Below are 24,924 nucleotides of genomic sequence, written 5' to 3'. Positions count from 1 at the left end.
GATATTTTTATGTGGGATTATTCTGATAAAGTAAAAGATCACTTTTTAAATCCACGTAATGCACGTGTTATTGAAGATGCCAATGCTGTTGGTGATGTAGGATCTATTATCTGTGGTGATGCTTTGCGTCTGATGTTAAAAATCGATCCTGCAACTGAGGTAATTGAAGATGCTGCATTCCAGACATATGGCTGTGGTTCTGCTATTGCTTCATCATCAGCACTAACAGAAATGTTAAAAGGTAAATCTTTAAAAGAGGCTGAAAAGATTTCAAATCAGGATATCGTAGATTATCTAGGTGGTCTTCCTCCTGAGAAAATGCACTGTTCAGTTATGGGCAGAGAAGCATTAGATGCTGCTATTGCAAATTATCATGGTCAGTCATATGAAAATTCTCATGATGACGGTGAGCTTATTTGCCACTGCTTTGGTGTCGGTATCAACAAGATTAAAAAAGCTGTTTGGGAAAATCATCTGACAACAGTTGAAGAAGTTACCAACTATACAAAGGCTGGTGGTGGCTGTTCAAGCTGCAAGATGAGAATTGAAGAGATTATTGATGATGTCTGGGTTGATCTTGAAAAATGTGGTGTGCCTCGTCCTGGTCATGTTCCAACACCTATTCCATCAATTACAATCAGCACTGCAAACAACAGCTCATTCTCATCATTAAATACTGTAACCTCTGCAAGTGCAGCAACCAAGGCTGTTCAAAGCTCAATTGATGAAAAAACAAAATCATCACCAATTTACAACGACGTAAATGAGGTTATTGATGAAATTGTTAAAGGCTTTACTGACGGTTCTGCTATCAAATTACTGTCAATTGCTGGTGCAGATGTAAGTGTTGAGTTCTCTGGCAGTATTTCAAATGGCATGTTAAAGGAAATGACAGTAGGCTTTTTAAAGCAGAAACTGTCAGATAAAACAGGTCGTCTGATCAGCTTAACTGTAAGGTAGTATATGAATACAATGGATTTAGGTGTAGGTTTAGGTGGCACCTACCTTGATAACAATGCCACAACACAGATTGATCCTAAAGTAATTGATGCAATGGAGCCTTATTTACGCGTATATTTTGGTAATGCCTCATCACAGCACGGCTATGGTGTACCTGTTGAAAAGGCTATTGCAAGAGCGCGTGAGCAGGTTGCTGATTTTATCGGTGCTCAGTATGATGATGAAATTATTTTTACATCATGTGCAACAGAATCAGATAATACTGCTTTATGGTCAGCTCTGTGGTCACAGAATGGTAAAAATGAGATCGTAACAACTCCTGTAGAGCATCCTGCAATTATGCAGACATGTGATTTTCTTGCAGCTCATGGTGCAAAAATAAATTATCTTAAGATGTCAAATAAAGGCGATCTTGATCTTAATGAGTTTGAGTCTTTATTAAATGAAAGAACAGCTCTTGCAACAATCATGTGGGCAAATAATGAGACTGGAAATATCTATCCAATCGAAAAGTTAGCTCAGATTGCTCATGATCATGGTGTTATGTTCCATACTGATGCTGTTCAGGCTGCATCAAAAATCAATATTGATGTAAAGAACACCAAGATTGACATGCTGTCTTTTGCAGGCCACAAGATCCACGCTCCAAAGGGTATTGGTGTTCTGTATGTTCGCCGCGGCACAAGATTTGTTCCATTCATGAAGGGCGGTCATCAGGAAAGAGGAAGAAGAGCTGGAACTGAGAACGTACCATTTATTGTTGGTTTAGGTGTAGCCTGTGAACTTGCCAAAAAGCATTTGAGTGAAGTTTCATCAAGAGTAAAGGAGCTTCGTGACAGATTAGAGGCTGGTATCCTAAAGTCAATTCCTGAATGCTTTGTTACCGGTGATAAGGAAAATAGAACTGACAATACACTTAATGTTGCATTCAAGTTTGTTGAAGGTGAGGCAATTTTACTTATGCTAAATGAGTATGGTATTGCTGCATCATCAGGTTCAGCTTGTTCATCTGAATCACTTGAGCCATCTCATGTTATGAGAGCAATGAATGTTCCATTCTCAGCAGCTCATGGCACAATCCGTTTCTCACTGTCTCGTTTTACAACTGATGAAGATATTGACAGAACTTTAGAGGTTCTTCCAAAGATTATTGATAGACTTCGTGCAATGTCACCTTACTGGAAACAGGGTAAGGCTCAGATTGCAGGTCTTGATCATGATTTTGATGAGAACTCAACTGAGGTTAGAGCTTAAGGTTGCTTTTGGTTAATTAGTTTCTCTCTTTTTTAAACATTCTACAAACGGTAGTTAAATTTGGCTACCGTTTTTTATCTCATATGCATCGACACCATTTATGTCTGGTCTTTTGTCTATTCTTTTATAGATAGATCTCATCATTTAATAAATATTGACTAGAAAGTATGCTGCCAATATGGAATAACAATGACATCTGGATTGATTTTATTAATTTCATCAATAACAGAATCAGAATTTGTTAATGTAACGGCACCACAAGATGTATTTACTCTAGCTCTGTAAACATCTTTTGCACTTGTTGCCATAACCTTTGAGAATGTTTCTACAAAACTGTTTGCATATACATAAACTTTAAAGTCGGTAGCCATGCGGTTGTGCAGATGAATATTAGCATCACACTTAGGATCACGCTTTATTGTCACATCTTTTAAATAATTATCGGAAAAGGAGTACATTGGATATTCAACTGGCTTTGCAAAATTGCCTTTCTTAAATCTTTGTCTCATTCCAAAAATCATTCCGTAAGTCTGACCATGACACAGAATAACATTAGGATTATCAATAAATTCACCTGAAGCAATCTGCTTTAAAATAGGCTTATATCTACTATCTATATTGAAATTAGCTTTTAGCTTTGAAAATGCAGGTAGATTGTTTATAAGGTACTTAATAATTATATAGTTTCCATATTCAGTCATATGGTGCTCATCCTCAAAATACAGAAGAGCATCAGGATTTGATTTTTTTGCTTCAACAAGCAGATTTTTTACATTTATGACAGTTAAATTATCAGCTTTGATTTTTGAAAACTCGTCATATGCATAATCTGAAAAATACCATAAAGGATCTTTTTTTTCTTTAAAAATTTTTACTTTTTCAGGATAAATTTCTGTTTTTAAAGGATTTACTAGCAGTATTATCTGTTTGTTTGTTCTTTTTACAATCTCTTTTAAAAGAGTGGTATCTGGTGCAAATTTTTTCTGTCGGTCAAAGATGCACATCTCAGTTTCGCCATCTTTATTGTTTAAAAAACACCAACCGTCAGACTGGCAGAATGCTGAATTCTCTTTATTTATAAAACTAGATAACAGTCTATTTAATGATGACTTCTCAGGGAGCTGTTTTAGCTTTATAAACTGATTTCTAAGACCGAATCTGTCGTTAAAGTAGTTTTCAAAATCCTTCATGAAGTTTAGGTTAATCTTAAAGCTAGGATCTGTTGTATATGCACTTTTATAAGAGCTTAACATTCTGTTTTCAGATAGATCTTTTGCATTCTCTTTTGTATTAAGTAAAAGAACTGGTATTAAAAGAGTAATAATTACAGCAATAATAAAGAGAATATCTGAGCTTTTCGCCTTTTCTGTTGCTTTTCTTGACAGTAAAAAACGGATTAGAAGATATGAAATTGAAAAAACAGAGAAGAAAATTATAAATATTCCAAAGAATGAATAGTTTCCTGACATTGGATTTGCTTTTAACTCATCTAAAATGCAGATAGCAATATTGCCATCATTTAGCTTAAATAAAAATCCATTGTTAAGATCTATTGTTTTGCTATCCGAATTCTTATTTACTTTATCTAAAGTATAAAAACCATCTTCAAAAGCTTTAACGCTATATAGTTTGACTGGTTTTTTATTAACTTTAAGATTACTTATTTTCAGTACTTTTTTGTCTGTATCTATCAGATTTATTTTTATTGTCAGCTTTTCTATTGAGCTGACTTTTTGTGCACTTAGCTTAAAAAGGATGTTATTATCAGAAAATTCTTTTGTAAATTCCTTTATATGTGAAGATTTGTCTGAAAAACTGATAGCTCTTTCATCAGTCAGAACAAGAGTAACTTTTTTGATAGCTTGTCTATCATCAAGATTTAAGCTTACAGAAAAATAGCGATCTCCAGTGAGGTCTTTTGCAAAAAAAGTTATGCAAAGTGCAATAACAGTTGCGAAAAATACTGCTGTAAGTTTTTTTATTTTTTTGAAGTTTTCAATCTTTATAATCATGTCAATTCGGTCAACTTTAATCTAAAAATCTTAAAACCTGAAATATATAAATGGATTATATGTACTGCCTGCTATCTGTGCTGTTGAAATAATCAAAAGAATATATGTACAGATATTAACAGCAACAGATAGTAACGTGCTGTTTTCAGAACGATAAAGAATATTTTTAAATACAGGTAGACATACAATAAGAGCAAATATTAAAAGAAGAGCATCCAAGGCACTTATATAGTATTCAAGAATATATGGTTCATCAGTATAATCAAGACAGAAGAACATATTGGATATATAGTTTATTGCATATTCAAGATCAGGTGATCTGAAAAGAACCCATCCAATAATGAATGCAAGAATGCAGTATATATGTAGTAATCCTCTCTGATAGAGTGGTCTTGTTTGTGTATCTTTATTCAGTTTAAAAAGTCTTTCTATTATTACGAAAAATCCGTTGTAAATACCCCAGATAACAAAATTCCAGGCTGCACCATGCCATACACCTGTTGCAAGGAATACCAAAAAAAGATTTAGATAGGTTCTCTTGTTTCCTTTTCTGTTTCCTCCAAGTGGAATATAAAGATACTCTCTAAACCAGGATGATAGTGATATATGCCATCTTCTCCAGAATTCTGAGATTGTTTTTGATATGTATGGATAATTAAAGTTTTCAGGAAATTTAAATCCGAATATAGCTCCAAGTCCTATAGCCATGTCTGAATAACCTGAAAAATCAAAATATATCTGAAGTGTATAGCAAACAGCGCCAAGCCATGCAATCTGCGGTGAAAAAGAATCAGGATTTGATGCAAATACCTTATCTGCTATTTCTCCAAAAGTATTTGCAACAAGCATTTTCTTTGAAAGACCAATGATGAATCTTTTTATTCCATAACTCAAAGTTGAGAAGTTTACTGATCGTGATTCAATTTGAGCTGATATTTCATGGTATTTGACAATAGGTCCTGCTATAAGCTGAGGGAAAAGAGCAATATACAGCGCAAGCTTGTACAAATCCTTTTGCGCACTCTCACCTCTGTATACATCCATTACATAAGAAATTGACTGGAATGTATAAAATGATATTCCGATAGGCATAATAACCTTAATAAAATCTACATTTGTTTTAAACAGAAGGTTTATGTTCTCGGCTAAAAAGTTAAAGTACTTAAAATAACAGAGTATTGACAGATTTGCTGTTATGCAGAGTGTTAAAAACAGTTTTTTATTTATAAAAATAGCAAGAAATGTTTCTTTTTTTACATCTTTATCAGCTTTTTCAATAAGAATTGCAAAAATGTAGTTTATAAGTATTGTTGCAATCATTATTGCAAGATATTTTGGTTCACCCCAGGCATAAAACACTAGACTTGCAAGCAGGAGAACATGATTTTTCAGCTCATTTCTTACCAATAGATAGATACTGCAAACAACAGGCAGAAAAACATAAATGAACGTCATTGATGAAAAAAGCATTTATCATATTTCCTTATAATTGGTTTTTTTGACAATTATATCAGATTACGCAAAGAGCACATAAAAAAGAACAAAATCAAGCTCACTTTAATGAGGGTCATCTGAAAATAGCATTTTGTCCTTTTTTCATTTAACAAATATAATAAACTTCACATTATAAACAAATACATTTTCTAATCGTGTCTAGCTATTTGCCTAAAATTTCGTAAAAGCGTAAAATTCTTATCTGTTAAAACGAATTAAGGAGTGATATTGGATATCGTTCTTGGAAATGTATGGTTGCTGTTTTTTAACCTCATCATACTTCTTCCTATGTTATACAGTATTTTTGCATCTGACAGTAGGATATGGACTTATCAGTCAATATCTATCATCAGTGTGCTCTTTATTCTTGTCCTTAATATCAGTTCAGGTCTTGTCACCTATTATTCTGAATCTGCCTTTTTTAAAGGTTTTCTTGTGCTTTTGTGGCAGATTTCCCTAATTGTTACAACAATTTGCGTTTTCTATCTTGTATTTAATGAACTTAAAGAAAAATATTTACGATATCAGGTAAACAATGATTGGCTGTATGGTATACCAGGCTTTATTGAGATCGCTGTACTTATCGTTCTAGCTTTATTCAGTGCAGATAAAAGATACTCAGATCTGATATCATCAATTGCATCAGTATCAATATATGTGGTTATAAATTTCTACATTCTACTAGGTGCATTTCTTTGCTATAAATCATCTTTATATAATCTGGATTTTGACATTAAGTATATTGCAAGAAAGCATTTGTATTACTACACAGTTTTATGTATAGCCTTCTTAATAGAGCAGGTCGTTTTTTCAAATGCAGCTGTCGGCACTTCCTATGTTGTTTTTCTTCTCTTTAACTACATGACAAAGAGTAAAACAATGATTTCTCAGGATTCACTGTCTGGTGTAAACAATAGAGTAAGCTTTAATAAATATATAAATAATGTTTTCCTATCAAAAGATCATGATGGTGCCTATATCGTTTATATTGATATTGATAAGTTCAAACAGATAAATGACACTTATGGTCATATAGAAGGTGATGAGGCTATTTCTCTTGTTGGAAAAACTCTAAAGAGTATAGCTGGTGAAACCAATTCATTCGTTGCAAGAATCGGTGGTGATGAATTTGTCATGATCGTAAAAACAACAGAAGAAGAAAAAGTAAAAAAGGTTATACAGAACATATCATTTGAACTTGAAGAGAGAATTATTTTTTCTGATAAACAATATGATTTGACTGTAAGCTGCGGATATATTGAAGTTAAAAAGAATCAGAAAAATATCAAAGAGCTTATGGTTAAAGCAGATGAATCTATGTATATTGAAAAATTAAAGAAGAGTAGTGAGGTAGCTGATGGAGCTGTTTAAAATATGCAATGTCAGTCTATTGTATTTTTCAATTGCCAGTGTTTTTATTTTATACAGCGTTTTGAAAAATGAGAATACATCTGCAACTGTTGCATCAAAAGTAAATGCTCACCTGACAAGGCTTTTGTTTATAAATGGCATCATCCTGGTTGTATATTTTTTTGTTTCAATTTTAATTGTACGTTATTCTCTTCATGATAATGCGCCTTTAAGAACACTATTCTGTATACTTGGATTTACTGTTGGTTTTTGCTCATACCTTTATCCATACTATCTTTTTATCCTTTTTAAAAAATATGTATTTGGCCAGAATTTTCTAAAGGGTAAATTAAGAAAACTGCAGTTCTTACTCTTTGCTGTAACGGCTGTTATATATCTTTATATAGCAATAAAAGTTACATCTCTTTACTATCATGGGGAATTTATATCAGACAGTTATTTTGATTATCTGATGATTATTCCTCTTGTTTGTGTCATCAACTATCTTTGTGTTATTAAAGATTTGCACAGATTCTTAAATGAGCTTTTTATAAACTCATTTATTTCAAGAAAATTAGGAATTGCTATTGAAGCTCTTGTAATAATTGGTCCTATAATCTCATTTATTTTAGGATGGGTAATTCTAGCTCCAATTACATTTGGTCTTTTTGTAGCTTTTGTATTCCTTGTGCAGATAGTAGCTCATGATAAGGCTGTTTCGATTGACTTTTTAACAGGTCTTAATAACAGAAAAGAACTTATTAGATATTTATCAAGAATGTTTGATAAGTCATCAGTTTTTGATAATAACCTTCATATGATCTTTATTGATATAGATGATTTTAAAAAGATCAATGATACATTCGGTCATAATTTTGGTGATAAAGCTTTATTAAGTCTATCTAAATGTATGAAAAAGTCTGCTTTTGATAAAGACTGTTTTCTTTGCAGATATGCTGGAGATGAATTTACTGTAGTTATTAAGGAGAAAACCTTAAATACTGTAGATTCCTTTATTAAGACTTTATTAGATAATCTTGAAGATGAGAACAAATTTGGCTCTCTTCCATTTAAAATTTCTCTGTCTGTAGGTGTTGTAGGTTACTCTGAGCAGTATAAGACACTTGATGATTTTATTGCTGCAGCTGATGAAGCTATGTATCTTGAAAAACAAAAGGCAAAAGGTGCAATAGATACAAAATAGATAAATTGGATGTTTAATTTTCCGATTCCTTTTAGATGTATATGCAACTTGAATTCAATAGACAATCTTGTTCAATTATTTTAAAGGCTCATTAAATGAACCTTTAAAAATAAATGTATATCAGTCTATATTTTTCAGTTTTATTGCTAAAACAGGAATTTTTAAAATCTTTACAAGAAGCTTGTTTTTCTTTGTAATGCGGATAGACACAAATGGATCTGTAATTATATTAAGAATTCTGATTGTATTCATATATGATGTAATCAAAAAATTCTTAAAAGCTGTAATTGTGCAGTCTGTAACTTTATATCCATTGTTGTACACAATAAAACCAAATGTTCTTTCAAGCTTATGCGCTAATTGACAATCTTCATGACTGGCATCAGGCTTATCAAAATCAGCGTATTTTAAGTTTAATTTCTGAATCGGTTTTAGTAGCTCAGATCTGGCCATGAACATTGTTCCTGCTACAAAACGATAGTAGATGTTGTTTTTAGATATATTATCCTTTATAAACTTATTTGATTCTTTATGTCCAATTTTATCGTCGGTTATAAAATTAAAAGTAGATGTTACAGGACCATGCATTCCTATAGTTCTATCATTTTCAAATCTATCTAAAACTCTTTTAAAATTCTCTTTTGTTTTTACGAATTTTAAAAGCATGTTTCTCCACTTTGCCCCCTTAAACCAGAAGCGAGATGCAGAAGATGGAACATCCCTTTTAGTATGTAATTTAATTACGTAGCTGTAGTCATCAAGATCGACTCTGCTTAGAACGTCAGCAAAAGGAGCAATATCGTAGCCAAGGTTTTCTGAAATGATGATATTTACGTTATCGAATGATGACTTTATATCATTTTCAATTTCTTCCATGTGTTTTGGGAGAGTGACATAAAGGTCTATTTCGTTATAATCCTTTATGTTTAAAAGACATTGTTTAAGCTCTTTATACAGAAAATCGTAATACAGATGTATATGTACTAAAAATCTTTTCATTTTGTTTCTTTTTGTATCTGTAACGGTTAAAAACAAAACAGGATTGGTTGTTATAAAATTTTAATTAACGTTTATAATATTATAGCAAACTCACTATAATATCAAAATTCAGTGATTATCATTAGCAAACTCAATAATCGTTTCTTTTTTCTTAATTATGTGTTCGGATATGCGTAATAAGCGTAATAAGCATATTTACTGCTGAATATTTAGATTATATTGCACTAAAAAAAGATATACATTTTGGTTTGAAGAGAAATTGAACTAATTCTACAAAAAGGTAACTATTTTATGTCTCTTAAGAAATTTTTTTCTAATCTTAATCTTCTTAGAAAAATTGAATTAAAGCGATTAAATAATATTGAAAGTCGTAATAAGGTTCTACTTGATAACATGTACATCGATATTATAGATCAGTTGATGTATGAACTTCCAAAAGGCAATGTTAAAAGACCATTAATCAAAGATTATAATCAGACTGTAGATACACTGATATCATCTGACAAAAGTATTGCAAGATTTGGTGATGGTGAAATTAAAATAATTTCCGGAGAAAGTATAGAGTTTCAGGAATATGACGCTTATTTGGCTACAAGATTAAAATCTATTTTAGAGAACAAAAACGATAGGGTTATGGTAGGTATTAATTATGACTATTACTATCCAGATATCCAACTATTACTTCCTACAGTTGCATGTTTCTATAGAATAAATTCTCCTAAACTTAGAAAAAATATGAATCCATATTTAAACTGGAATTCACAATATTACAGCGCTGCATTTACCCAACTGTATATGTTTTATCAGAATATGGATTTTGATACATACTTTGAGAAATTAAGACAAATTTGGAATAAAAAAGATGTACTAATTGTAGCCTGCAAAGAATTAGTAAATACCATAAAATATAATATTTTCGATAATGCAAATAAAACAGATTATTTTTTTGCACCAAACAAAAATGCATTTTCTAAATACGATGAAATATATAAAGGTATAAAAAATTATAGCAACAAGACACTGGTTATTTTGATGCTCGGACCTACGGCAAAAGTTTTAGCTGATGATTTATCAAAAGATGGATATAGAGCATTAGATTTAGGTCATTTAATGAAAGATTATGATTGGTATAAAAAAGGAATGAATAGAGATTTTGAAGGTATAAATAACTATATGTCAATGGATAAATGAGCTACTAGATGATAGCATTCATAAAGCAAACACTTGTTTAGAACTGTAAAATAATTATGGATGATATTATTGAATCTTGAGTAGTTTTCAATGTTATATTTTTGCAATAGTTAAAATTTGTAACCTTTTCATAGATAAGAATATATCTTGTTTTGATCTGTATGATAAAATAACAAACAGTTATTTTTGAATATTTGTAAATGCATAAGTTATATATGATAGATTTTAATTCATATGCTAATGGTGGCATCACTTTAATTAAACCATATCAGGCTGGTAAGCCAATTGAAGAAGTAAAAAGAGAATTAGGCTTAACTGATGTAATCAAACTTGCTTCAAACGAAAACCCTTTTGGAATGAGTGAAAAAGCAAAAGAAGCAGCATTTAAAGCTATCTGCGAAGGTAACTTATATCCTGATTCAAACGGCTATTATCTAAAGCACAAGCTAAATGAAAAGTTTGGCTATGATATGGATTGTATTACTTTAGGTGCAGGTTCAAATGAGTTAATCAATCTTTTATTTCAGGCATTTGTAAATAAGAATGTAAATGTTGTATATCCTGAATATTCTTTTGTTGTATATCCAATGGAAACTACTGTTGGTGGGGCAGAGGGTAGAGCTGTTGCATTAAAGGCCGACTATACTGCTGATCTTGATGCGATTTTAAATACCATTGATGAGAACACAAGAATTGTAGCTTTTGCAAATCCATCAAATCCAATTGGTACAGCTGTACCATCAAAGGATATGTATGAATTTATCAAGAAAGTTCCAAAGACAACTATGGTTGTTATTGATGAAGCTTACAACGAATTTAATTCAGGTGATGAAACATATGTGGATTCAGCGACCTGGTTAAAAGAGTTTGATAATCTCGTTGTTTCAAGAACCTTTTCAAAGGCATATGGTCTTGCTGGTCTTCGTGTTGGTTATATGCTAGCAAACAAAGAGATTACATCAATTCTTAACAGATTAAGAGCTCCTTTCAATGTTAATATTGCCGCACTTGCAGCTGCTATTGCAGCTTTAGATGATGAAGAGTTCTTAAAGAAAACTGTTGATAACAATACTAAAGAAAGAGAGCGTTATGCTACTTACTGTAAAGAGCATGGTTTATTCATGATTGACAGTAAGGCAAACTTTGTTGCAATCGATTTTAAAGGTCATGATGCACAGTTAATTGCAAAAGAGCTTTTACAAAAGGGTATTATTGTAAGACCTCTGCTTGGTTACAAGCTACAGGATATTTTAAGAATATCCATTGGCACAAAAGAAGAAAATGATCGCCTGTTTAATGAACTTACAAAACTTCTGGAAACCATATAATTGAAGACTTCACTGAATTTAAAAAAGATTGAATCTGTTAAGGGCAAAGTAATCATTCCTGGTTCTAAATCTCTATCAAACAGAGCATTGCTGGTATCTTCTCTTGCAAAGGGAAACACTACTTTACTTAATGTGCTTAAATCAGATGATACTGCAAGAATGATAGAAGCTCTGCAGACACTGTCAGTCAAACTTAATGTCAACATGAATAAAATTGACATTCAGGGAAATGATGGTGTCTTTTCAGGAGATCTGTGTCAAAAAGAGCTGTATTTAGGCAATGCAGGTACTGCTATGAGACCTTTGTGCTCTGTTCTATCTGTATCTAAAGGTGTATATGAGCTTACTGGCGAACCTAGAATGATGGAGCGTCCAATTGGCCCCCTTACAGAAGCTTTAAAGAGTATTGGATTGAATATCGAGTATCTGAACAACGATGGTTTTCCTCCATTGCTCATCAGAGGTTCAAAAGTAAATTCTCATGAGGTTTCAATTTCAGGAACCACTTCAAGCCAGTTTATTTCTGCTCTTTTAATGACAGCCCCTGTTTGTGGTGGTCTGAAGATTAAGATTGTAGGCGATCTGATTTCTAAACCATATGTTGATCTTACAATTGATTTAATCGAAAAATTCGGTGCAAAAGTTTTAAGAAACGGTTACAAGGAATTTGAAGTTCTTCCAACTGGTTATACTTCACCTACCACATATCTAATTGAAGGTGATGCTACAAGTGCTACATACTTTGCAGCAGCTGCGGCTATTGCAGGTGAAATAGAAATATATGGTCTTTCAAAGAGTTCTGTTCAGGGAGATTTTAAATTCTTCTCAGTTCTTGAGCAGATGGGGGCAAATGTAACATACCTTGAGAATAGCGTAATAGTTAAAAAAGACGAGTTACATGGTATTGACATTGATATGAATGCAATGCCTGATGCAGCTATGACCCTTGTTCCTATGGCTCTTTATACAGATTCTCCTGTAACTATCAGAAATATTGCATCCTGGAGAGTTAAAGAGACTGACAGAATTCAGGCTATGGTTAATGAAATGTCAAAGCTTGGAGTTTGCGTGTCATCGGGAAATGACTATATATCCATTGATGCAACTCAAAGAAATAACATTACCCCATCGTTTGATACTTATAATGATCATAGAATGGCTATGTGTATGTCTTTAGTCGCTTTTGACAGAGAAATTAATATAAACGATCCTGAGTGCATAAATAAGACATTCCCGACTTATTTTAATTTATTAAAATCTGTTTCTTGTTAATAAAGAATTATCTTGTAATAAGGCTAGACTTGCTGATTATTTAGTAAGGTTAAGGAAGATTGAATAAATATCGAATCATAATAAGGTAAAGTCGATGTTATTCAAAGTAGATAATAAAAATTAAATTTACAAACGAAAAATGATTCATTCAACATCTGATGTCCAGTCAAAAAATATAGGAAAAGACACCTCTATCTGGCAATTTTGTGTTGTTCTTTCTGGTGCTGTAATAGGGGATGAATGTAACATTTGTTCTCATTGCTTTATAGAAAACAATGTAAAAATAGGTAATAGAGTAACAGTAAAAAATAATGTATCCATCTATGATGGAATTACCATTGAGGATGATGTATTTATTGGACCAAGTGTTGCATTTTGTAATGATAAATATCCAAAGAGTAAGAATACAAACTTTAAATTAGAGTCAATTCTTATCAAAAAAGGAGCATCTATTGGAGCCAATGCAACTATACTTCCTGGCGTTACCATCGGTGAAAATTCTCTTATCGGAGCTGGTAGTGTAGTTACTAAAAATGTACCTGCTAATACAATAATTAAAGGAAAGTTTTGATGGACTATAAACTAATAGATTTTCCAATTCATGGAAATCATGAAGGAAAGTTGGTGGCTTTAGAAAAAAATAATGAATTTCCTTTTGAAATTAAGCGTGTTTATTATATATGGGATACAGTTCATGATGCTATTAGAGGTAAACATGCGCATAAAGATCTGCAGCAGGTAATCATCTGTGTTAAAGGGGAATGTGACTTTATACTGGATGATGGTAAAACAAGAGAAACAGTGCATTTAAATAATCCAGCTCAAGGACTGTATATAACAAATAATATCTGGAGAGAATTTACAAATTTTTCAAAAGATTGTGTTGTTATGGTTCTTGCATCAGAACATTATAATCCTAAGGATTATATCCATGATTATCACGAGTTCCTAAAAGAAGCTAGTTGTAATAGGTAATATATCATTCTTAATTTTATTTAAGAAGGACTGAGTTTAATTTAATCTAGCTCGTTTTTTTTATACTACGTATGTTTTTGAGGCAGTGAATGCAAGAAAAAGGTCTACTATCGTTCTGTGTTGTTGGATATAATCATTCTGAATATGCAAAAAGTTGTATAGATGCTATTAGTTCAGTCCAGTATCCACATAAAGAAATAGTGATTCTTGATGATGGTTCAAAAGATGATTCTGTTGTTGTAATTAATGATTTAGTAAAAAAATTAGATTTTCCTGTCAAAACCATTTTTCAGGAAAATACTGGTAATGTGCCTGCTAATTTTAATAAAGTAATTGATCATGCATCAGGAGAATTTATCATAATGATGTCGCTTGATGATGTTGTATGTTCTGAGAATATTTCATCTTGCATTGAGCTATTACAATCAAATAAAAGTATTCCTTTTATAGCATCAACATCTGTTGTAACTATAAATTGCAATAATAAGGGTACAGATGAGATTGTTGCTCCTCTAAAATTAGATTCTATTGATAATCCCTCTGTTGATGAGCTTTTAGAGCTTGAATACAGTGAATTTGGAGCATTTTATATTCAAGGAGCAATTTGGCGAAGATCTGTTATTGAATGTTCAGGAAAATTTGATGAGGATATTTTAGGTGACGATATCGTTTTAAGAACAAAGGTTTTCAGATATTTAAAGTCAATAAATAATGAAGACTTTATTTTACAGAAAAATCCAATCATCAAATATAGACGGCATGAGAATAATTTATCAAAAAATTATGGCAGACAGGTAAAAATTGTATGTGAATATCTTGATAGATATTGGCCAGAAAGAGAATCTCCTAAGCTGCTTATTGATTGGATAATATGTGCTATCGGAAAAAATTCATTCAAGGATTCATTAAAATTTTTAGCATCAACTCCAAGGAGCTTGAACCTTCTAGATAATAAATTAATTTTAAAAAAAATTAAAAATAAATTTAAAAAGGAGAACTCTTGTTTTAGATATCTTTTCAAAAAGATAAAACAAGGTAACGAAAGAGAAATTATTCTCTTTTCATGCATATCTATCAGATATCATGTTTCTTAATTGCAAAAAGCGTATGTACTAAAGGTAGACTGATATCAAAATTATATAGTCATAAAGCTTCAATATAATAGACTTAATGTAATTTTATAGTATCCTAATAAATAGAATAGCTTTCATACAAAAATAAACAGTCGATATAAATAGACGATACAAAGTGAACGTAAATTTTGTATGCACTGTTTTTATTAAAAATCATAGATTTTGTGAACGTATAAAATGAGAGAATTAACACTATCTGTAAAAAAAGCATTTCATTTTGATTATCCTATTATTGGTGTCATTGTTATTCTAATGGTCCTTAACATTCTAGAATTTACCCCATTAATGACCGAGAATAAACAACTGGATTATTGTGTATACAAAACACTTAATTTTTTAAGATATGTTTGTATTTTTCTATTCTTAGTTTATTACTTTGTTTGGAAACCTCACAAAAAGTTTCTTTGGATTTTTATTGTATTTATAATCTCTGATTATCTTTTCAAGAAACTTGCAAATACACATTTACTTTTTGAGCTTTTTTTTATACCTCTGTGTTTATCTCAGTTTGTAAGAAGGGAAAAACTGTATAAGATCCTTTTTATTTCTGCTTTACTTTCATTAAGTGCAATTTTGATAATGTATTTTGTTGAAATTCTTCAACCAGATACTTTCTTTAGAGGAGAGCAAATCAGATATACATTAGGCTTTTCACATCCTAATTCTCTAGGTTTTATATCTTTTTATATTGCTGTATTACTAATTCTATGTAAAGAAAATTTTGGATTAACAAGTATATTTGTATTATTTGGATTGGCTTTATTTAACTTTACTATTCCAAGATCCGTTACATCTGCTGTATTAATCTTGTTTTTGCTGTTTTCCATGCTGTTAATTAAAATTGACGGGATCAGAAGAATTTTAGATCAAAAAAATATAATATTATGTTTTATGGTAATAGGATTTTTTATTACTATTATCATAGCAACATATGTTGTTGCTTTTACTGAAGTAGGAAAAGACTTTCTTGTTAATTTGCCAGGATCTATATGGGCAAGATTTGAATTAGGAAAAGTTGCATTTGATAGATATGGTTTATCTTTATTCGGAACACCGATAGTCAATGTTTTTCCGGATCCTGACAATAATATTTTTGAGTACTTTGTTGTTGATTGTGCATATTTTTATTTTCCTATTAACTATGGGTTAGTGTTCTTTATATCATTTTTGTTTTTGTTTGTTATTACCATATATAGGTCAATTAAATTAAAGGAATATAAATTTTTAATCGTTTTGATTTCAATGATGATATATGGTACATCAGAGATACTGATTGCCGTTCCTATTATGATGCCTGTTTATTCATATATTTTCTGTAAATCAAAAGATTGATATTCAAGTTAATCTGTATGTAGTATCTAGAAGTTTCTGAGCTTAATATAAATTTAGAAGTATATATATAAATGAAAAAAAATAGAGAAAAGGTTTTAAATCTCATTATAGGATCAGCTGTTTCATGTGTTTCTATAATGTGCATGTATATTTCTTTTTGTATATATTACAAATCGTTTATATCTGTATTTCAATATCCATCATTTAAGCTTTTTTCAACAGTCCTTTTTATGGAATTGTTACTTTTAAATTTATTTACAGGCCTCAATAGAGGAATACTTAACCGAGGTATATACAGGGAAAGTTTAAAGTCAGTGCAGGAAACTTTGTATACGCTTTCAGGTTTGATTTTAATTCTGTTCTGGTTCCATATGATTGATGAAACAAAACGATTGATCTTTTTCTATTTTGCTTTGTTGTTCTGTTATTTTGATTTTATAACAAGAATTATAATCAAACGTTTTGTTTTTAAAGTATTTAATCAAAGTAAATTCTCTCAAAAAGTTCTTATTGTTACTGAAAGAGAAAACGCTAGAAGTATAATAAGAGAGCTCGATAAGAGTTTTGACTGGACCAAACAGGTTGTAGGGATCTGTCTTGAAAATTGTGAAGAACATAAACAGATTAGAAAAAAGAAAGTTATTTGCTCTTTTGATACTTTACTAACTTATGTAACTAAACACAGTATCGATGAGCTTTTTATTTTTGTCTCTGATGAAGACTTAGATAAAATTAAGGACTCATTATCTAAGATTGAAGAGAGTGGAGTAAAAGTTAATATTTCAATTAACTTTGAAATGTTTGATTATCTGCCTAATTCATTTGTGCGATACGACAAGATTGGTCCTTATCAATGCATTTCTGTGAGCAGAAATAACATTTCGTACAGAGCTAGAGTATCAAAGTTTTTGTTGGATTATTTAGGTGGAGTTGTTGGCTTCTGTATATTTGTAGTAGCATATATTATTCTTGCACCTTTAATTAAATTAGATTCAAAAGGTCCTGTTTTATTTAAGCAGCAGAGAGTTGGAAGAAACGGAAGAATATTCAACTGCTATAAATTCAGATCGATGGTTGCTGATGCTGAAGAAAAAAAGAAAAGTTTGATGGCTAAAAATGAGATGAGCGGTCTCATGTTTAAGATGGAAAATGATCCAAGAATAACAAAGTTAGGTCATTTTATAAGAAAAACAAGTCTAGATGAACTACCTCAGTTTATCAACGTACTAAAAGGCGATATGAGTCTTGTTGGTACCAGACCTCCAACAGTTGATGAATTTAATAAATATGAGCCTAAGCACAAGGCGAGAGTATCAATGGTTCCTGGTTTAACAGGTCTTTGGCAGGTTAGTGGAAGAAGCAATATCAAGAATTTTGATGATGTAGTTAAGCTTGATATGGAATATATTGATAACTGGTCGATAATGCTTGATATTAAGATTATTATTAAAACTGTTTTTATTGTGTTGTTTGGAAATGGAGCTAAATAGAAATAGCAAAATTGTGACGAATATATAAATATGAATTTCTATAAATATTAACTTATTCATTGCATTTATACATCAATAAATGAATATTACAGCTTTGGAGCAAAATAATGAAAAAAATAATGCTAGTGTTTGGTACAAGACCAGAAGCAATAAAAATGTGTCCTTTAGTTGTAGAACTAACAAAAAGACCTAGCATTAAAACTGTCGTATGTGTTACAGCCCAACATAGACAAATGTTGGATCAGGTTTTGAATATTTTTTCAGTAGTTCCAGACTATGATCTTGACATTATGAAAGAACGCCAATCCCTTTTTGATATTACCACGAATGTATTAAATGGTATTAAGGATATTTTATTAAAAGAAAAACCTGATATTGTTCTTGTTCATGGAGATACTAGTACAGCTTTTGTCTCGGCTTTAGCTTGTTATTATCTTAAGATCCCTGTAGGACATATTGAAGCAGGACTTCGTACTTATGATATTAATAGTCCATTTCCAGAGGAATTTAATAGACAAGCAATTAGTATAGTTTCTCAATACAATTTTGCACCTACATCTATGAGTAGAGATAATCTAATTAGGGAGGGAAAAAACAGTAAAAATATTTATGTAACTGGTAATACTGTTATTGATGCTATGCAATACACTGTAAAAGAAAATTACTCTCACCCAGAACTAGAATGGGTTGGAGATAGTAAATTAATTTTTATTACAGCTCATAGACGAGAAAATCTTGGATTGCCTATGAAAAATATGTTTCGTGCAATTCATCGAGTATTAAATGAGCATCCTGAATGTAAAGCTGTATATCCAATTCATATGAATCCTATGGTTCGAGATATTGCAAATTCTGAATTAGAAAGTTGCAAAAATATTCATATTATTGAACCAATCGATGTATTTGATTGTCATAACTTTGAAGCGAGAAGTTACCTTTGTTTAACTGATTCAGGGGGAATTCAAGAAGAGTGTCCTTCATATGGCGTTCCTGTTCTTGTTATGCGCGATACTACAGAAAGACCAGAAGGTGTTATTGCTGGAACATTGAAGTTAGTAGGTACAGATGAAAATAATATTTATAATAACTTTTCTCTTTTATTAAATAATAAAAATGAATATGAAAAAATGAGCAAGGCTTGTAATCCATATGGAGATGGTCGTGCTTGTAAACGAATAGCAGATATTCTTGAAGGAAAAGAATATTCAGCGTGGAATGAATGATAGATAATCTTTACTGTTATTTTATGAAAAAGTGGACTCCTGCAAAACAAGAAAAAATATTAGGGACAAATCAGCGTATAACAATTCTCAATACGTTGATAGATGTATTAAGCTCTGATGAAACAATAAAGTTAGTTGATAAATATATAAGAAACAATGAGCCCCTTCATCTTATGGGCGTAAATGCTGACAAAATCAATGAATTGAATAAGAATGAGAGGTTAAAACAAATTGTAAACAGTTGCGGTGTTATTAATGCTGATGGGGCATCAGTGGTGCTTGCTAGCAGATATCTTGGAAAACCTCTTCCTGAACGTGTAGCAGGAATAGACTTGATGATGCGATTAGTTGAGCTTTGCGAAAACAAATCATATTCTGTGTACCTTTTAGGTGCTAAACAGGAGATTGTGGAAACAACGGCAGAAGTTTTAAAAACAAGGTTCCCCAAACTAAATTTGATTGGATACCATAACGGTTATTTTAAGGAACAAGATTGGTCTAATATATCTAACATACTTAAAGAGCTAAAGCCAAATATTGTTTTTGTTGGGATAACAAGTCCTATAAAAGAGTATTTAATAGAGTATTTACAGAATGAAGGCAATAATTCTGTGTTTATGGGGGTTGGTGGTAGTTTTGATGTAATATCTGGCAATTTACCTAGAGCTCCGTTGTGGATGCAAAAATCTGGTTTAGAATGGTTATTCAGAGTAATACTTGAGCCAAGAAGACTGTTTAAAAGATATTTCTTTGGTAATTTAGCGTTTTTGAAATCTGTATGGAAAGAGAAAAACAAGTGAAGATCCTTCATATATCTAGAACAATGGGACAAGGTGGTGCAGAAAAAGTAGTATTTCAATTATGCAAAGATATATTAAATGTAGAGTCTTATGTCGCATCAACAGGAGGTGAATACGTTAATGAATTATCAAAGATAGGTGTAAAACACTTTTTTATACCAGATTTAGAAAAAAAGGATCCAATAAATTTAGTTAAGACTTTTTTTGCTTTAAATAAAATAATTAGAAAAAACAATATAAAGATAATTCATTCACATCATAGAATGGCTGCCTTTTATGTTCGTTTATTGCAATTTATTAATAGCAATCTTGTGCATATATATACAGCTCATAATGTTTTTTTTGACAAAAAAAAGCTTATGCGCTTTGCATTAAGCAAGTGTCAAATTGTTGGATGTGGTAAAACAGTTGTAGATAATTTGATTAACTACTATGAGATAAAAAAAGATTCTGTTCAATGTATATACAATTCAATTGAAAAGCCAAAATATATTTCTAAATGCAACGACTTTTCAGAAAATGATATTTTAATAGGATGTGTTGGTCGCTTAAACAAACAAAAAGGTATTGACATATTCATTAAAGCAATGAACGTTGTTGTTACAAAATATCCTAAAATTAAAGGCATTATTATTGGTGAAGGAGAAGAGAAAAAATATCTTGAAAATTTAGTTTCTTCCTTAAATATTCAAGAGCACATTAAGTTTTTAGGATATAGAAAGGACGTTTTTTCTTTGATGAATGCAATGGAATTTGTTGTTTTGCCTTCTAGATGGGAAGGTTTTCCTTTAGTTCCAATAGAAACTTTTTCTTTAGGAAAAACTATAATTGTTTCTGATATAAAAAATAACTTAGAAATTATAAAAGATAAATTTAATGGTTTATCCTTTAAAAAAGATGATTATGATGACTTATCAAAAAAGATAATAGAATTGTTGTGTGATGTTGATTTTAGAAAAAAACTTGAATCTAATGCGTTATTTGATTATGTAAATAATTACAGCTATGAAGTGTTTTTAAATAAATATCTTGATCTATATACTTTGAATCAGTAATTCATTATTAATTACAATAGCTTAGTTTGTTAAGCAATATAAGCATCTTGTTTTTTTAGTTTTACAATCATTTTATGAGTAAACAAAAAATGTTCTATCTATTTTTTCTTTTAGAAAAATCATTATTACTATGTCGATCAATTATATTTTATTTTATTATCAAATTAAAACATGGTAGTAGGGCAAAAATACATTTTTTAAATTCTATAAAAAATATAGTTAACTGTAAATTATGTAGAAACAGCAAATTTACTGTTGGTAAGTTCTTGATGATTGATGGTCCTATTTACATAAAATGTGAAAAAGGAGCAAAACTTTCGATAGGTAATAATGTATTTTTTAATCACAACTGTTCAATTACCGCACATTCATCAATATCAATTGGAGATGGTTGCAATATAGCTAATAATGTTGTCATCGTAGATCATAATCATAAAATTAGTTCTAATGGCGTTGAAAATACTTTTTCTATAAAAAACGTAACAATTGGAAAAAAGTATGGATTGGTGCAAATTCAACAATCCTTCCTGGAGTAAATATCGGAGATGGTGCAGTCATAGCCGCTGGTGCTGTTGTTACTAGGGACGTTCCTTCAAATGAGATCTGGGGGGGTACCAGCAAGATTTATAAAAAAATGTAGTCAAATCTAGAATAAGATGTTGTCATTTTTATTCTTGTTTTGTAGCACATTTAAATTCTTATATAACAATGAATAGTTAAACGTTTTTTTTGACAAGGAATTTTCTAGTATATGAGCTATAAAGTTAGTGTTATCGTACCCGTTTACAATGTGGAAAAATATTTGAAAGAATGTTTGGATAGTTTACTAGAGCAAACCTATAAAAATATTGAAGTTATTATGGTTGATGATGGCTCAGAAGATGAAAGCGGCAAAATCTGTGATATATATGCTTCAAAATATAGTAACTTTATGGTGATTCATAAAAAGCATGAAGGCGCTGGATTTGCAAGAAATACGGGATTAGATCATGTATCTGGCGAATATGTAATGTTTTTAGATTCCGATGATTATATAGATAAAAATTTAATACATGAGCTTTTAGAGAATATTGATTATACAAATGCGGATTTATGTAAAAGTGGATTTAGAAAAGTTTTAGGTAGTAAGAAAGTTATTTTTGAAAAAAAACATATTAAAGAAAACTTTATTAACTCTGCAAGTGTAAGAGAAAATTTTATTCCAAGAATTATTGGATCTTCGCCTGAAAAAAAAGACTCGTTTGAACCAAGTTGCTGTGCTAGTTTATATAGAACTGAAATTATAAGGAAACATAATATAAAATATAACTCTGAATTGAGTTTGTTGAGTGAAGATTTATTGTTTAACCTAGATTTTTCGTCTCATGCAAACAAAGTATCTGTAATATCAACAGTTGGTTATAATTATCGAACTAATCTATCTTCACAAAGTCAAAGTTACAGAAAAAATAGGTTTGAAGTATGTAGAAATTTGTATTTGTATGTTGGGAATTGGTTAAATAAAAATTATTATTCTAAGTCTGTTAGATTTCGTCTGGACAGAATGTTTTTTCTACATTTAAAAGTATGTATAGCTCAAGAAAACATAAAATTTAATTCACCATTAACTTGCTATAAAAATATAAAGAACATTTGTAATGATAAATTAGTTGAGAAAGTAAGTAATGAATATCCCTTAGAACATCTTGATTTAAAACCAAGGGGCTTTATTTTTTTGTTAAAGAAAAAAATGACTCTATTATTGTTTATTCTGGTAAATTTTGGAGTGATAAAGATGTAATCCTGTATTAAATAGGATGTTCACAATCAGTTGTCAGTTTAAATAGAAGTTTAAAAAATACTAAGTTTATAATGTTTGCATGCTTAAACAAGAAGGTAAAATTAGTTTTATGTTAAGAGATACTATATATGCAGCTGTAATTCTAAATTATAATAGCTATGATTTGACTTGTGAGTGCATAAATTCCCTCTTAAAGCAGAATGTCAATATAGAAATAGTTGTTGTAGACAATGCTTCAACTGATGATTCTTTGAAAAAGATATCAGAAAAGTTTGAAAATAATAATTATGTGCATACCATAAAAAATACTATAAATGAAGGATACGCGTGTGGTAATAACAAAGGTATTAACTACGTTCGTCATAATTTTAAAAAAGTAAAATATATATCAATAATTAATCCAGATATTGCTTTTGAAGACCAAGATATATTTTATAAATTAGGATGTAAGTTAATGTCAGATGACAAAATTTCGATAATTGGATGTTTAAATATATTCAATGGTTATTTAAATTCATTGGATAATAGTTGCTGGCAGTTTCCTTCAAAAAGAAACTTGTTTTTTTCAGGAACATTATTAGGAAGATTTTTTTGCAAAAAAGTGAACAATATATACAAATCCGTTAAAGTTAATTCAGACATTGCATACGTTGATGTGGTTCCCGGTTGTTTCTTTTTAGTAAAATCAGAGGATCTATATAAAATACAAGGTTTTGATCCAAATACATTTTTATACTTTGAGGAAAATATACTTGCTAAAAAGATTTTAAATATTAATAAAAAGCTAGCAGTCTGCGTTGATTGCTTATGTTACCACAATCATCTTATTAGAGATAAACAACTAACTAACTGGTCTTCTAAACTTTTTTCGTGTAAATGTTTTTATGATTCTAAAATGTACTATATAAAGAACTATTCAAAACAAAACAAGTTGTTTATTTCGTTTTCCATCATGTATAATAAATTTGATTTTATTGTGCGAAAATGCATTTATTATGTTTTACAAGTATTTTCAAAATAACATACTTTAATTAGTACAAATTTAAAATACGTCTTTCCGTTACATTTAGTTGTTTGAGATCGTTTATGATACTTGATTCTTTGAAATATAGAATAAAACTGTATAAAACAAGAATTAAATGGAAAAACTTAAACAAGCATAATTATACGTCTTTAAAAGCCTTAACAAATATTGATTTGATAAAAGTTGGTGTAAAGACGTATGGTGAACTAAACGTTAATTCTTCAAATAATATAAGTAAGTTGTATATTGGTAATTTTTGTTCAATTGCAAGTGAAGTTCTGTTTCTTTTGAATTCAGAACATCCTTTAAATCATATTTCAACTTATCCTTTTAAAGTTAAAGTTCTATCAGAATCTTCTGAATCGTTATCTAAAGGAGATATTGTAGTTGATGATGATGTATGGATTGGGTGTAATTCAACTATAATGTCAGGAGTTCATATAGGACAAGGTGCTGTTATTGCAGCCTGTTCAGTCGTAACGAAAGATGTCCCTCCATATGCTATCGTAGGAGGAGTTCCTGCAAAAGTAATAAAATTTAGGTTTTCTGAAGAAATAGTTAAATATCTATTGAGCTTAGAGTACAGCTTATTAACAGAAGAGCTTGTTAAAAAAAATATTGAAAAAATGTATCTGGATATTGAGCATATGTCTTTAGGAGAAGTTTCTGAACTGTATGAATGGATCCCTAAAAAGAGTGTTGTAGAAAAATAGAAAATTCGTAACTACTCAGAACTAATGGATTCTGAGTAATATTACGAGCATTTTCGCTGCCTTTCACAGTCAGTGAGTTCTTTAGAAAATTACATTGTGAACAAACTCACAATCTTCTTTAAAAATTCTTTTTTCTTTTCTTAGTGAAAGAGGGCCTTAAACGCTAATATACGGCGATTTTAGAGGGGATGTTTTTGAGGCTTTTGTTTTGTCATTTTTGTTGTTCATCGATCTGTGGTGATCTTTTAAGATCGATATAGATCATTTTGAGAGGCATCATCAAGTTGAAATTGAACTAACTCCTTTGCTATAAAACGCTATTGGTATAATAGCAA

At 30.5% G+C, this 24,924-nt stretch carries 21 protein-coding genes and 2 pseudogenes; 20 read left to right on the top strand and 3 right to left on the bottom strand.

Translation table 11 applies throughout. The features are described from left to right. The first annotated feature begins 9 nt into the window (after positions 1 to 9). Together nifU and nifS are read left to right on the top strand one after the other, a co-directional pair. Positions 10 to 960 carry a Fe-S cluster assembly protein NifU gene (gene nifU / locus J5V48_RS06600; protein ID WP_219937780.1) on the top strand — a complete coding sequence of 317 codons (951 nt, stop codon included), beginning with the start codon at positions 10 to 12 and terminating at the stop codon, positions 958 to 960. Between the two features lie 3 nt (positions 961 to 963). Continuing rightward, positions 964 to 2,214, top strand: a complete 1,251-nt coding sequence (gene nifS / locus J5V48_RS06595; RefSeq protein ID WP_219937779.1) for a cysteine desulfurase NifS — start codon at positions 964 to 966, stop codon at positions 2,212 to 2,214. A 158-nt stretch (positions 2,215 to 2,372) separates the two neighbouring features. Here nifS and J5V48_RS06590 read toward each other — a convergent pair whose 3' ends face one another. Both J5V48_RS06590 and J5V48_RS06585 read right to left on the bottom strand, forming a co-directional pair. Continuing rightward, positions 2,373 to 4,226 (bottom strand): alginate O-acetyltransferase AlgX-related protein, encoded by a 1,854-nt coding sequence (locus J5V48_RS06590; RefSeq protein WP_219937778.1) that lies wholly within the window; start codon positions 4,224 to 4,226, stop codon positions 2,373 to 2,375. Positions 4,227 to 4,256: 30 nt separating this feature from the next. Next, a complete protein-coding gene (locus J5V48_RS06585) occupies positions 4,257 to 5,696 on the bottom strand; it encodes an MBOAT family O-acyltransferase (RefSeq protein WP_219937777.1) in 1,440 nt (479 codons plus the stop codon). Between the two features lie 252 nt (positions 5,697 to 5,948). On the opposite strand from J5V48_RS06585, the gene J5V48_RS06580 reads away from it, so the two are divergent. Both J5V48_RS06580 and J5V48_RS06575 read left to right on the top strand, forming a co-directional pair. Beyond that, entirely contained in the window at positions 5,949 to 7,091 is a 1,143-nt protein-coding gene (locus J5V48_RS06580; RefSeq protein WP_219937776.1) for a GGDEF domain-containing protein, read from the top strand. Further along, positions 7,078 to 8,274, top strand: coding sequence for a GGDEF domain-containing protein (locus J5V48_RS06575; RefSeq protein ID WP_219937775.1), 1,197 nt, complete (start codon positions 7,078 to 7,080; stop codon positions 8,272 to 8,274). The genes J5V48_RS06580 and J5V48_RS06575 overlap by 14 nt, the downstream gene beginning before the upstream one ends. A 120-nt stretch (positions 8,275 to 8,394) precedes the next feature. On the opposite strand, the gene J5V48_RS06570 is transcribed toward J5V48_RS06575, so the two are convergent. Beyond that, positions 8,395 to 9,309, bottom strand: coding sequence for a rhamnan synthesis F family protein (locus tag J5V48_RS06570; RefSeq protein WP_255557753.1), 915 nt, complete (start codon positions 9,307 to 9,309; stop codon positions 8,395 to 8,397). A 255-nt stretch (positions 9,310 to 9,564) separates the two neighbouring features. Here J5V48_RS06570 and J5V48_RS06565 point away from each other — a divergent pair, with 255 nt between their 5' ends. The 16 genes and pseudogenes from J5V48_RS06565 to J5V48_RS10085 all read left to right on the top strand — a co-directional run. After that, on the top strand, positions 9,565 to 10,464 hold the full coding sequence (locus J5V48_RS06565) for a GT-D fold domain-containing glycosyltransferase (protein ID WP_219937773.1): 900 nt from the start codon (positions 9,565 to 9,567) through the stop codon (positions 10,462 to 10,464). 215 nt (positions 10,465 to 10,679) lie between these two features. Next, positions 10,680 to 11,792, top strand: coding sequence for a histidinol-phosphate transaminase (gene hisC / locus J5V48_RS06560; protein WP_219937772.1), 1,113 nt, complete (start codon positions 10,680 to 10,682; stop codon positions 11,790 to 11,792). Next, the gene (aroA, locus tag J5V48_RS06555) at positions 11,793 to 13,064 is read left to right on the top strand and encodes a 3-phosphoshikimate 1-carboxyvinyltransferase (RefSeq protein ID WP_219937771.1); all 1,272 of its coding nucleotides are present in this window, start codon (positions 11,793 to 11,795) and stop codon (positions 13,062 to 13,064) included. A 139-nt stretch (positions 13,065 to 13,203) separates the two neighbouring features. Then, on the top strand, positions 13,204 to 13,635 hold the full coding sequence (locus J5V48_RS09995) for an acyltransferase (protein ID WP_219937770.1): 432 nt from the start codon (positions 13,204 to 13,206) through the stop codon (positions 13,633 to 13,635). After that, positions 13,635 to 14,039, top strand: a complete 405-nt coding sequence (locus tag J5V48_RS06545) for a sugar 3,4-ketoisomerase (RefSeq protein ID WP_219937769.1) — start codon at positions 13,635 to 13,637, stop codon at positions 14,037 to 14,039. Before J5V48_RS09995 ends, J5V48_RS06545 begins: the two co-directional genes overlap by 1 nt. Positions 14,040 to 14,128: 89 nt before the next feature. After that, entirely contained in the window at positions 14,129 to 15,133 is a 1,005-nt protein-coding gene (locus J5V48_RS06540; protein ID WP_219937768.1) for a glycosyltransferase family A protein, read from the top strand. Positions 15,134 to 15,349: 216 nt separating this feature from the next. Continuing rightward, entirely contained in the window at positions 15,350 to 16,504 is a 1,155-nt protein-coding gene (locus J5V48_RS06535) for a hypothetical protein (RefSeq protein ID WP_219937767.1), read from the top strand. A gap of 71 nt (positions 16,505 to 16,575) precedes the next feature. Further along, positions 16,576 to 17,994, top strand: coding sequence for a sugar transferase (locus J5V48_RS06530; RefSeq protein ID WP_219937766.1), 1,419 nt, complete (start codon positions 16,576 to 16,578; stop codon positions 17,992 to 17,994). A gap of 107 nt (positions 17,995 to 18,101) precedes the next feature. Beyond that, a complete protein-coding gene (gene wecB, locus J5V48_RS06525; protein WP_219937765.1) occupies positions 18,102 to 19,217 on the top strand; it encodes a non-hydrolyzing UDP-N-acetylglucosamine 2-epimerase in 1,116 nt (371 codons plus the stop codon). Further along, positions 19,214 to 20,017 (top strand): WecB/TagA/CpsF family glycosyltransferase, encoded by an 804-nt coding sequence (locus J5V48_RS06520; RefSeq protein ID WP_219937764.1) that lies wholly within the window; start codon positions 19,214 to 19,216, stop codon positions 20,015 to 20,017. Before wecB ends, J5V48_RS06520 begins: the two co-directional genes overlap by 4 nt. Then, positions 19,996 to 21,072, top strand: coding sequence for a glycosyltransferase family 4 protein (locus tag J5V48_RS06515; protein ID WP_219937763.1), 1,077 nt, complete (start codon positions 19,996 to 19,998; stop codon positions 21,070 to 21,072). Before J5V48_RS06520 ends, J5V48_RS06515 begins: the two co-directional genes overlap by 22 nt. A 269-nt stretch (positions 21,073 to 21,341) precedes the next feature. Further along, entirely contained in the window at positions 21,342 to 21,608 is a 267-nt protein-coding gene (locus J5V48_RS09990) for a DapH/DapD/GlmU-related protein (protein ID WP_219937762.1), read from the top strand. Next, positions 21,569 to 21,685: pseudogene (locus tag J5V48_RS09985) on the top strand (DapH/DapD/GlmU-related protein); the annotation flags it as partial. The gene J5V48_RS09990 and the pseudogene J5V48_RS09985, both read left to right, overlap by 40 nt. A 138-nt stretch (positions 21,686 to 21,823) precedes the next feature. After that, on the top strand, positions 21,824 to 22,852 hold the full coding sequence (locus J5V48_RS06500) for a glycosyltransferase family 2 protein (RefSeq protein WP_219937761.1): 1,029 nt from the start codon (positions 21,824 to 21,826) through the stop codon (positions 22,850 to 22,852). 109 nt (positions 22,853 to 22,961) lie between these two features. After that, positions 22,962 to 23,873 (top strand): glycosyltransferase, encoded by a 912-nt coding sequence (locus tag J5V48_RS06495; RefSeq protein WP_219937760.1) that lies wholly within the window; start codon positions 22,962 to 22,964, stop codon positions 23,871 to 23,873. 395 nt (positions 23,874 to 24,268) lie between these two features. Then, a pseudogene (locus J5V48_RS10085) lies at positions 24,269 to 24,431 on the top strand (DapH/DapD/GlmU-related protein); the annotation flags it as partial. Positions 24,432 to 24,924 lie beyond the last annotated feature (493 nt).

This window comes from Succinivibrio faecicola, from assembly GCF_019448115.1.
Taxonomy (GTDB): domain Bacteria; phylum Pseudomonadota; class Gammaproteobacteria; order Enterobacterales; family Succinivibrionaceae; genus Succinivibrio; species Succinivibrio faecicola.
Note: the sequence above shows the minus strand (reverse complement) of the source record. Positions and strands in the feature narration are given on the sequence as shown.

What these genes read in the sequence shown, in the direction of transcription:
- J5V48_RS06495 (WP_219937760.1), top strand. Translation starts at nt 22,962, where the DNA reads ATGTTAAGAGATACTATATATGCAGCTGTAATTCTAAATTATAATAGC.
- wecB (WP_219937765.1), top strand. Translation starts at nt 18,102, where the DNA reads ATGAAAAAAATAATGCTAGTGTTTGGTACAAGACCAGAAGCAATAAAA.
- J5V48_RS06530 (WP_219937766.1), top strand. Translation starts at nt 16,576, where the DNA reads ATGAAAAAAAATAGAGAAAAGGTTTTAAATCTCATTATAGGATCAGCT.
- nifS (WP_219937779.1), top strand. Translation starts at nt 964, where the DNA reads ATGAATACAATGGATTTAGGTGTAGGTTTAGGTGGCACCTACCTTGAT.
- J5V48_RS06500 (WP_219937761.1), top strand. Translation starts at nt 21,824, where the DNA reads ATGAGCTATAAAGTTAGTGTTATCGTACCCGTTTACAATGTGGAAAAA.
- J5V48_RS06585 (WP_219937777.1), bottom strand. Translation starts at nt 5,696, where the DNA reads ATGCTTTTTTCATCAATGACGTTCATTTATGTTTTTCTGCCTGTTGTT.
- J5V48_RS06575 (WP_219937775.1), top strand. Translation starts at nt 7,078, where the DNA reads ATGGAGCTGTTTAAAATATGCAATGTCAGTCTATTGTATTTTTCAATT.
- nifU (WP_219937780.1), top strand. Translation starts at nt 10, where the DNA reads ATGTGGGATTATTCTGATAAAGTAAAAGATCACTTTTTAAATCCACGT.
- J5V48_RS06540 (WP_219937768.1), top strand. Translation starts at nt 14,129, where the DNA reads ATGCAAGAAAAAGGTCTACTATCGTTCTGTGTTGTTGGATATAATCAT.
- J5V48_RS06565 (WP_219937773.1), top strand. Translation starts at nt 9,565, where the DNA reads ATGTCTCTTAAGAAATTTTTTTCTAATCTTAATCTTCTTAGAAAAATT.
- J5V48_RS09995 (WP_219937770.1), top strand. Translation starts at nt 13,204, where the DNA reads ATGATTCATTCAACATCTGATGTCCAGTCAAAAAATATAGGAAAAGAC.
- J5V48_RS06535 (WP_219937767.1), top strand. Translation starts at nt 15,350, where the DNA reads ATGAGAGAATTAACACTATCTGTAAAAAAAGCATTTCATTTTGATTAT.
- hisC (WP_219937772.1), top strand. Translation starts at nt 10,680, where the DNA reads ATGATAGATTTTAATTCATATGCTAATGGTGGCATCACTTTAATTAAA.
- J5V48_RS06545 (WP_219937769.1), top strand. Translation starts at nt 13,635, where the DNA reads ATGGACTATAAACTAATAGATTTTCCAATTCATGGAAATCATGAAGGA.
- J5V48_RS06520 (WP_219937764.1), top strand. Translation starts at nt 19,214, where the DNA reads ATGATAGATAATCTTTACTGTTATTTTATGAAAAAGTGGACTCCTGCA.
- J5V48_RS06515 (WP_219937763.1), top strand. Translation starts at nt 19,996, where the DNA reads ATGGAAAGAGAAAAACAAGTGAAGATCCTTCATATATCTAGAACAATG.
- J5V48_RS06590 (WP_219937778.1), bottom strand. Translation starts at nt 4,226, where the DNA reads ATGATTATAAAGATTGAAAACTTCAAAAAAATAAAAAAACTTACAGCA.
- J5V48_RS09990 (WP_219937762.1), top strand. Translation starts at nt 21,342, where the DNA reads ATGATTGATGGTCCTATTTACATAAAATGTGAAAAAGGAGCAAAACTT.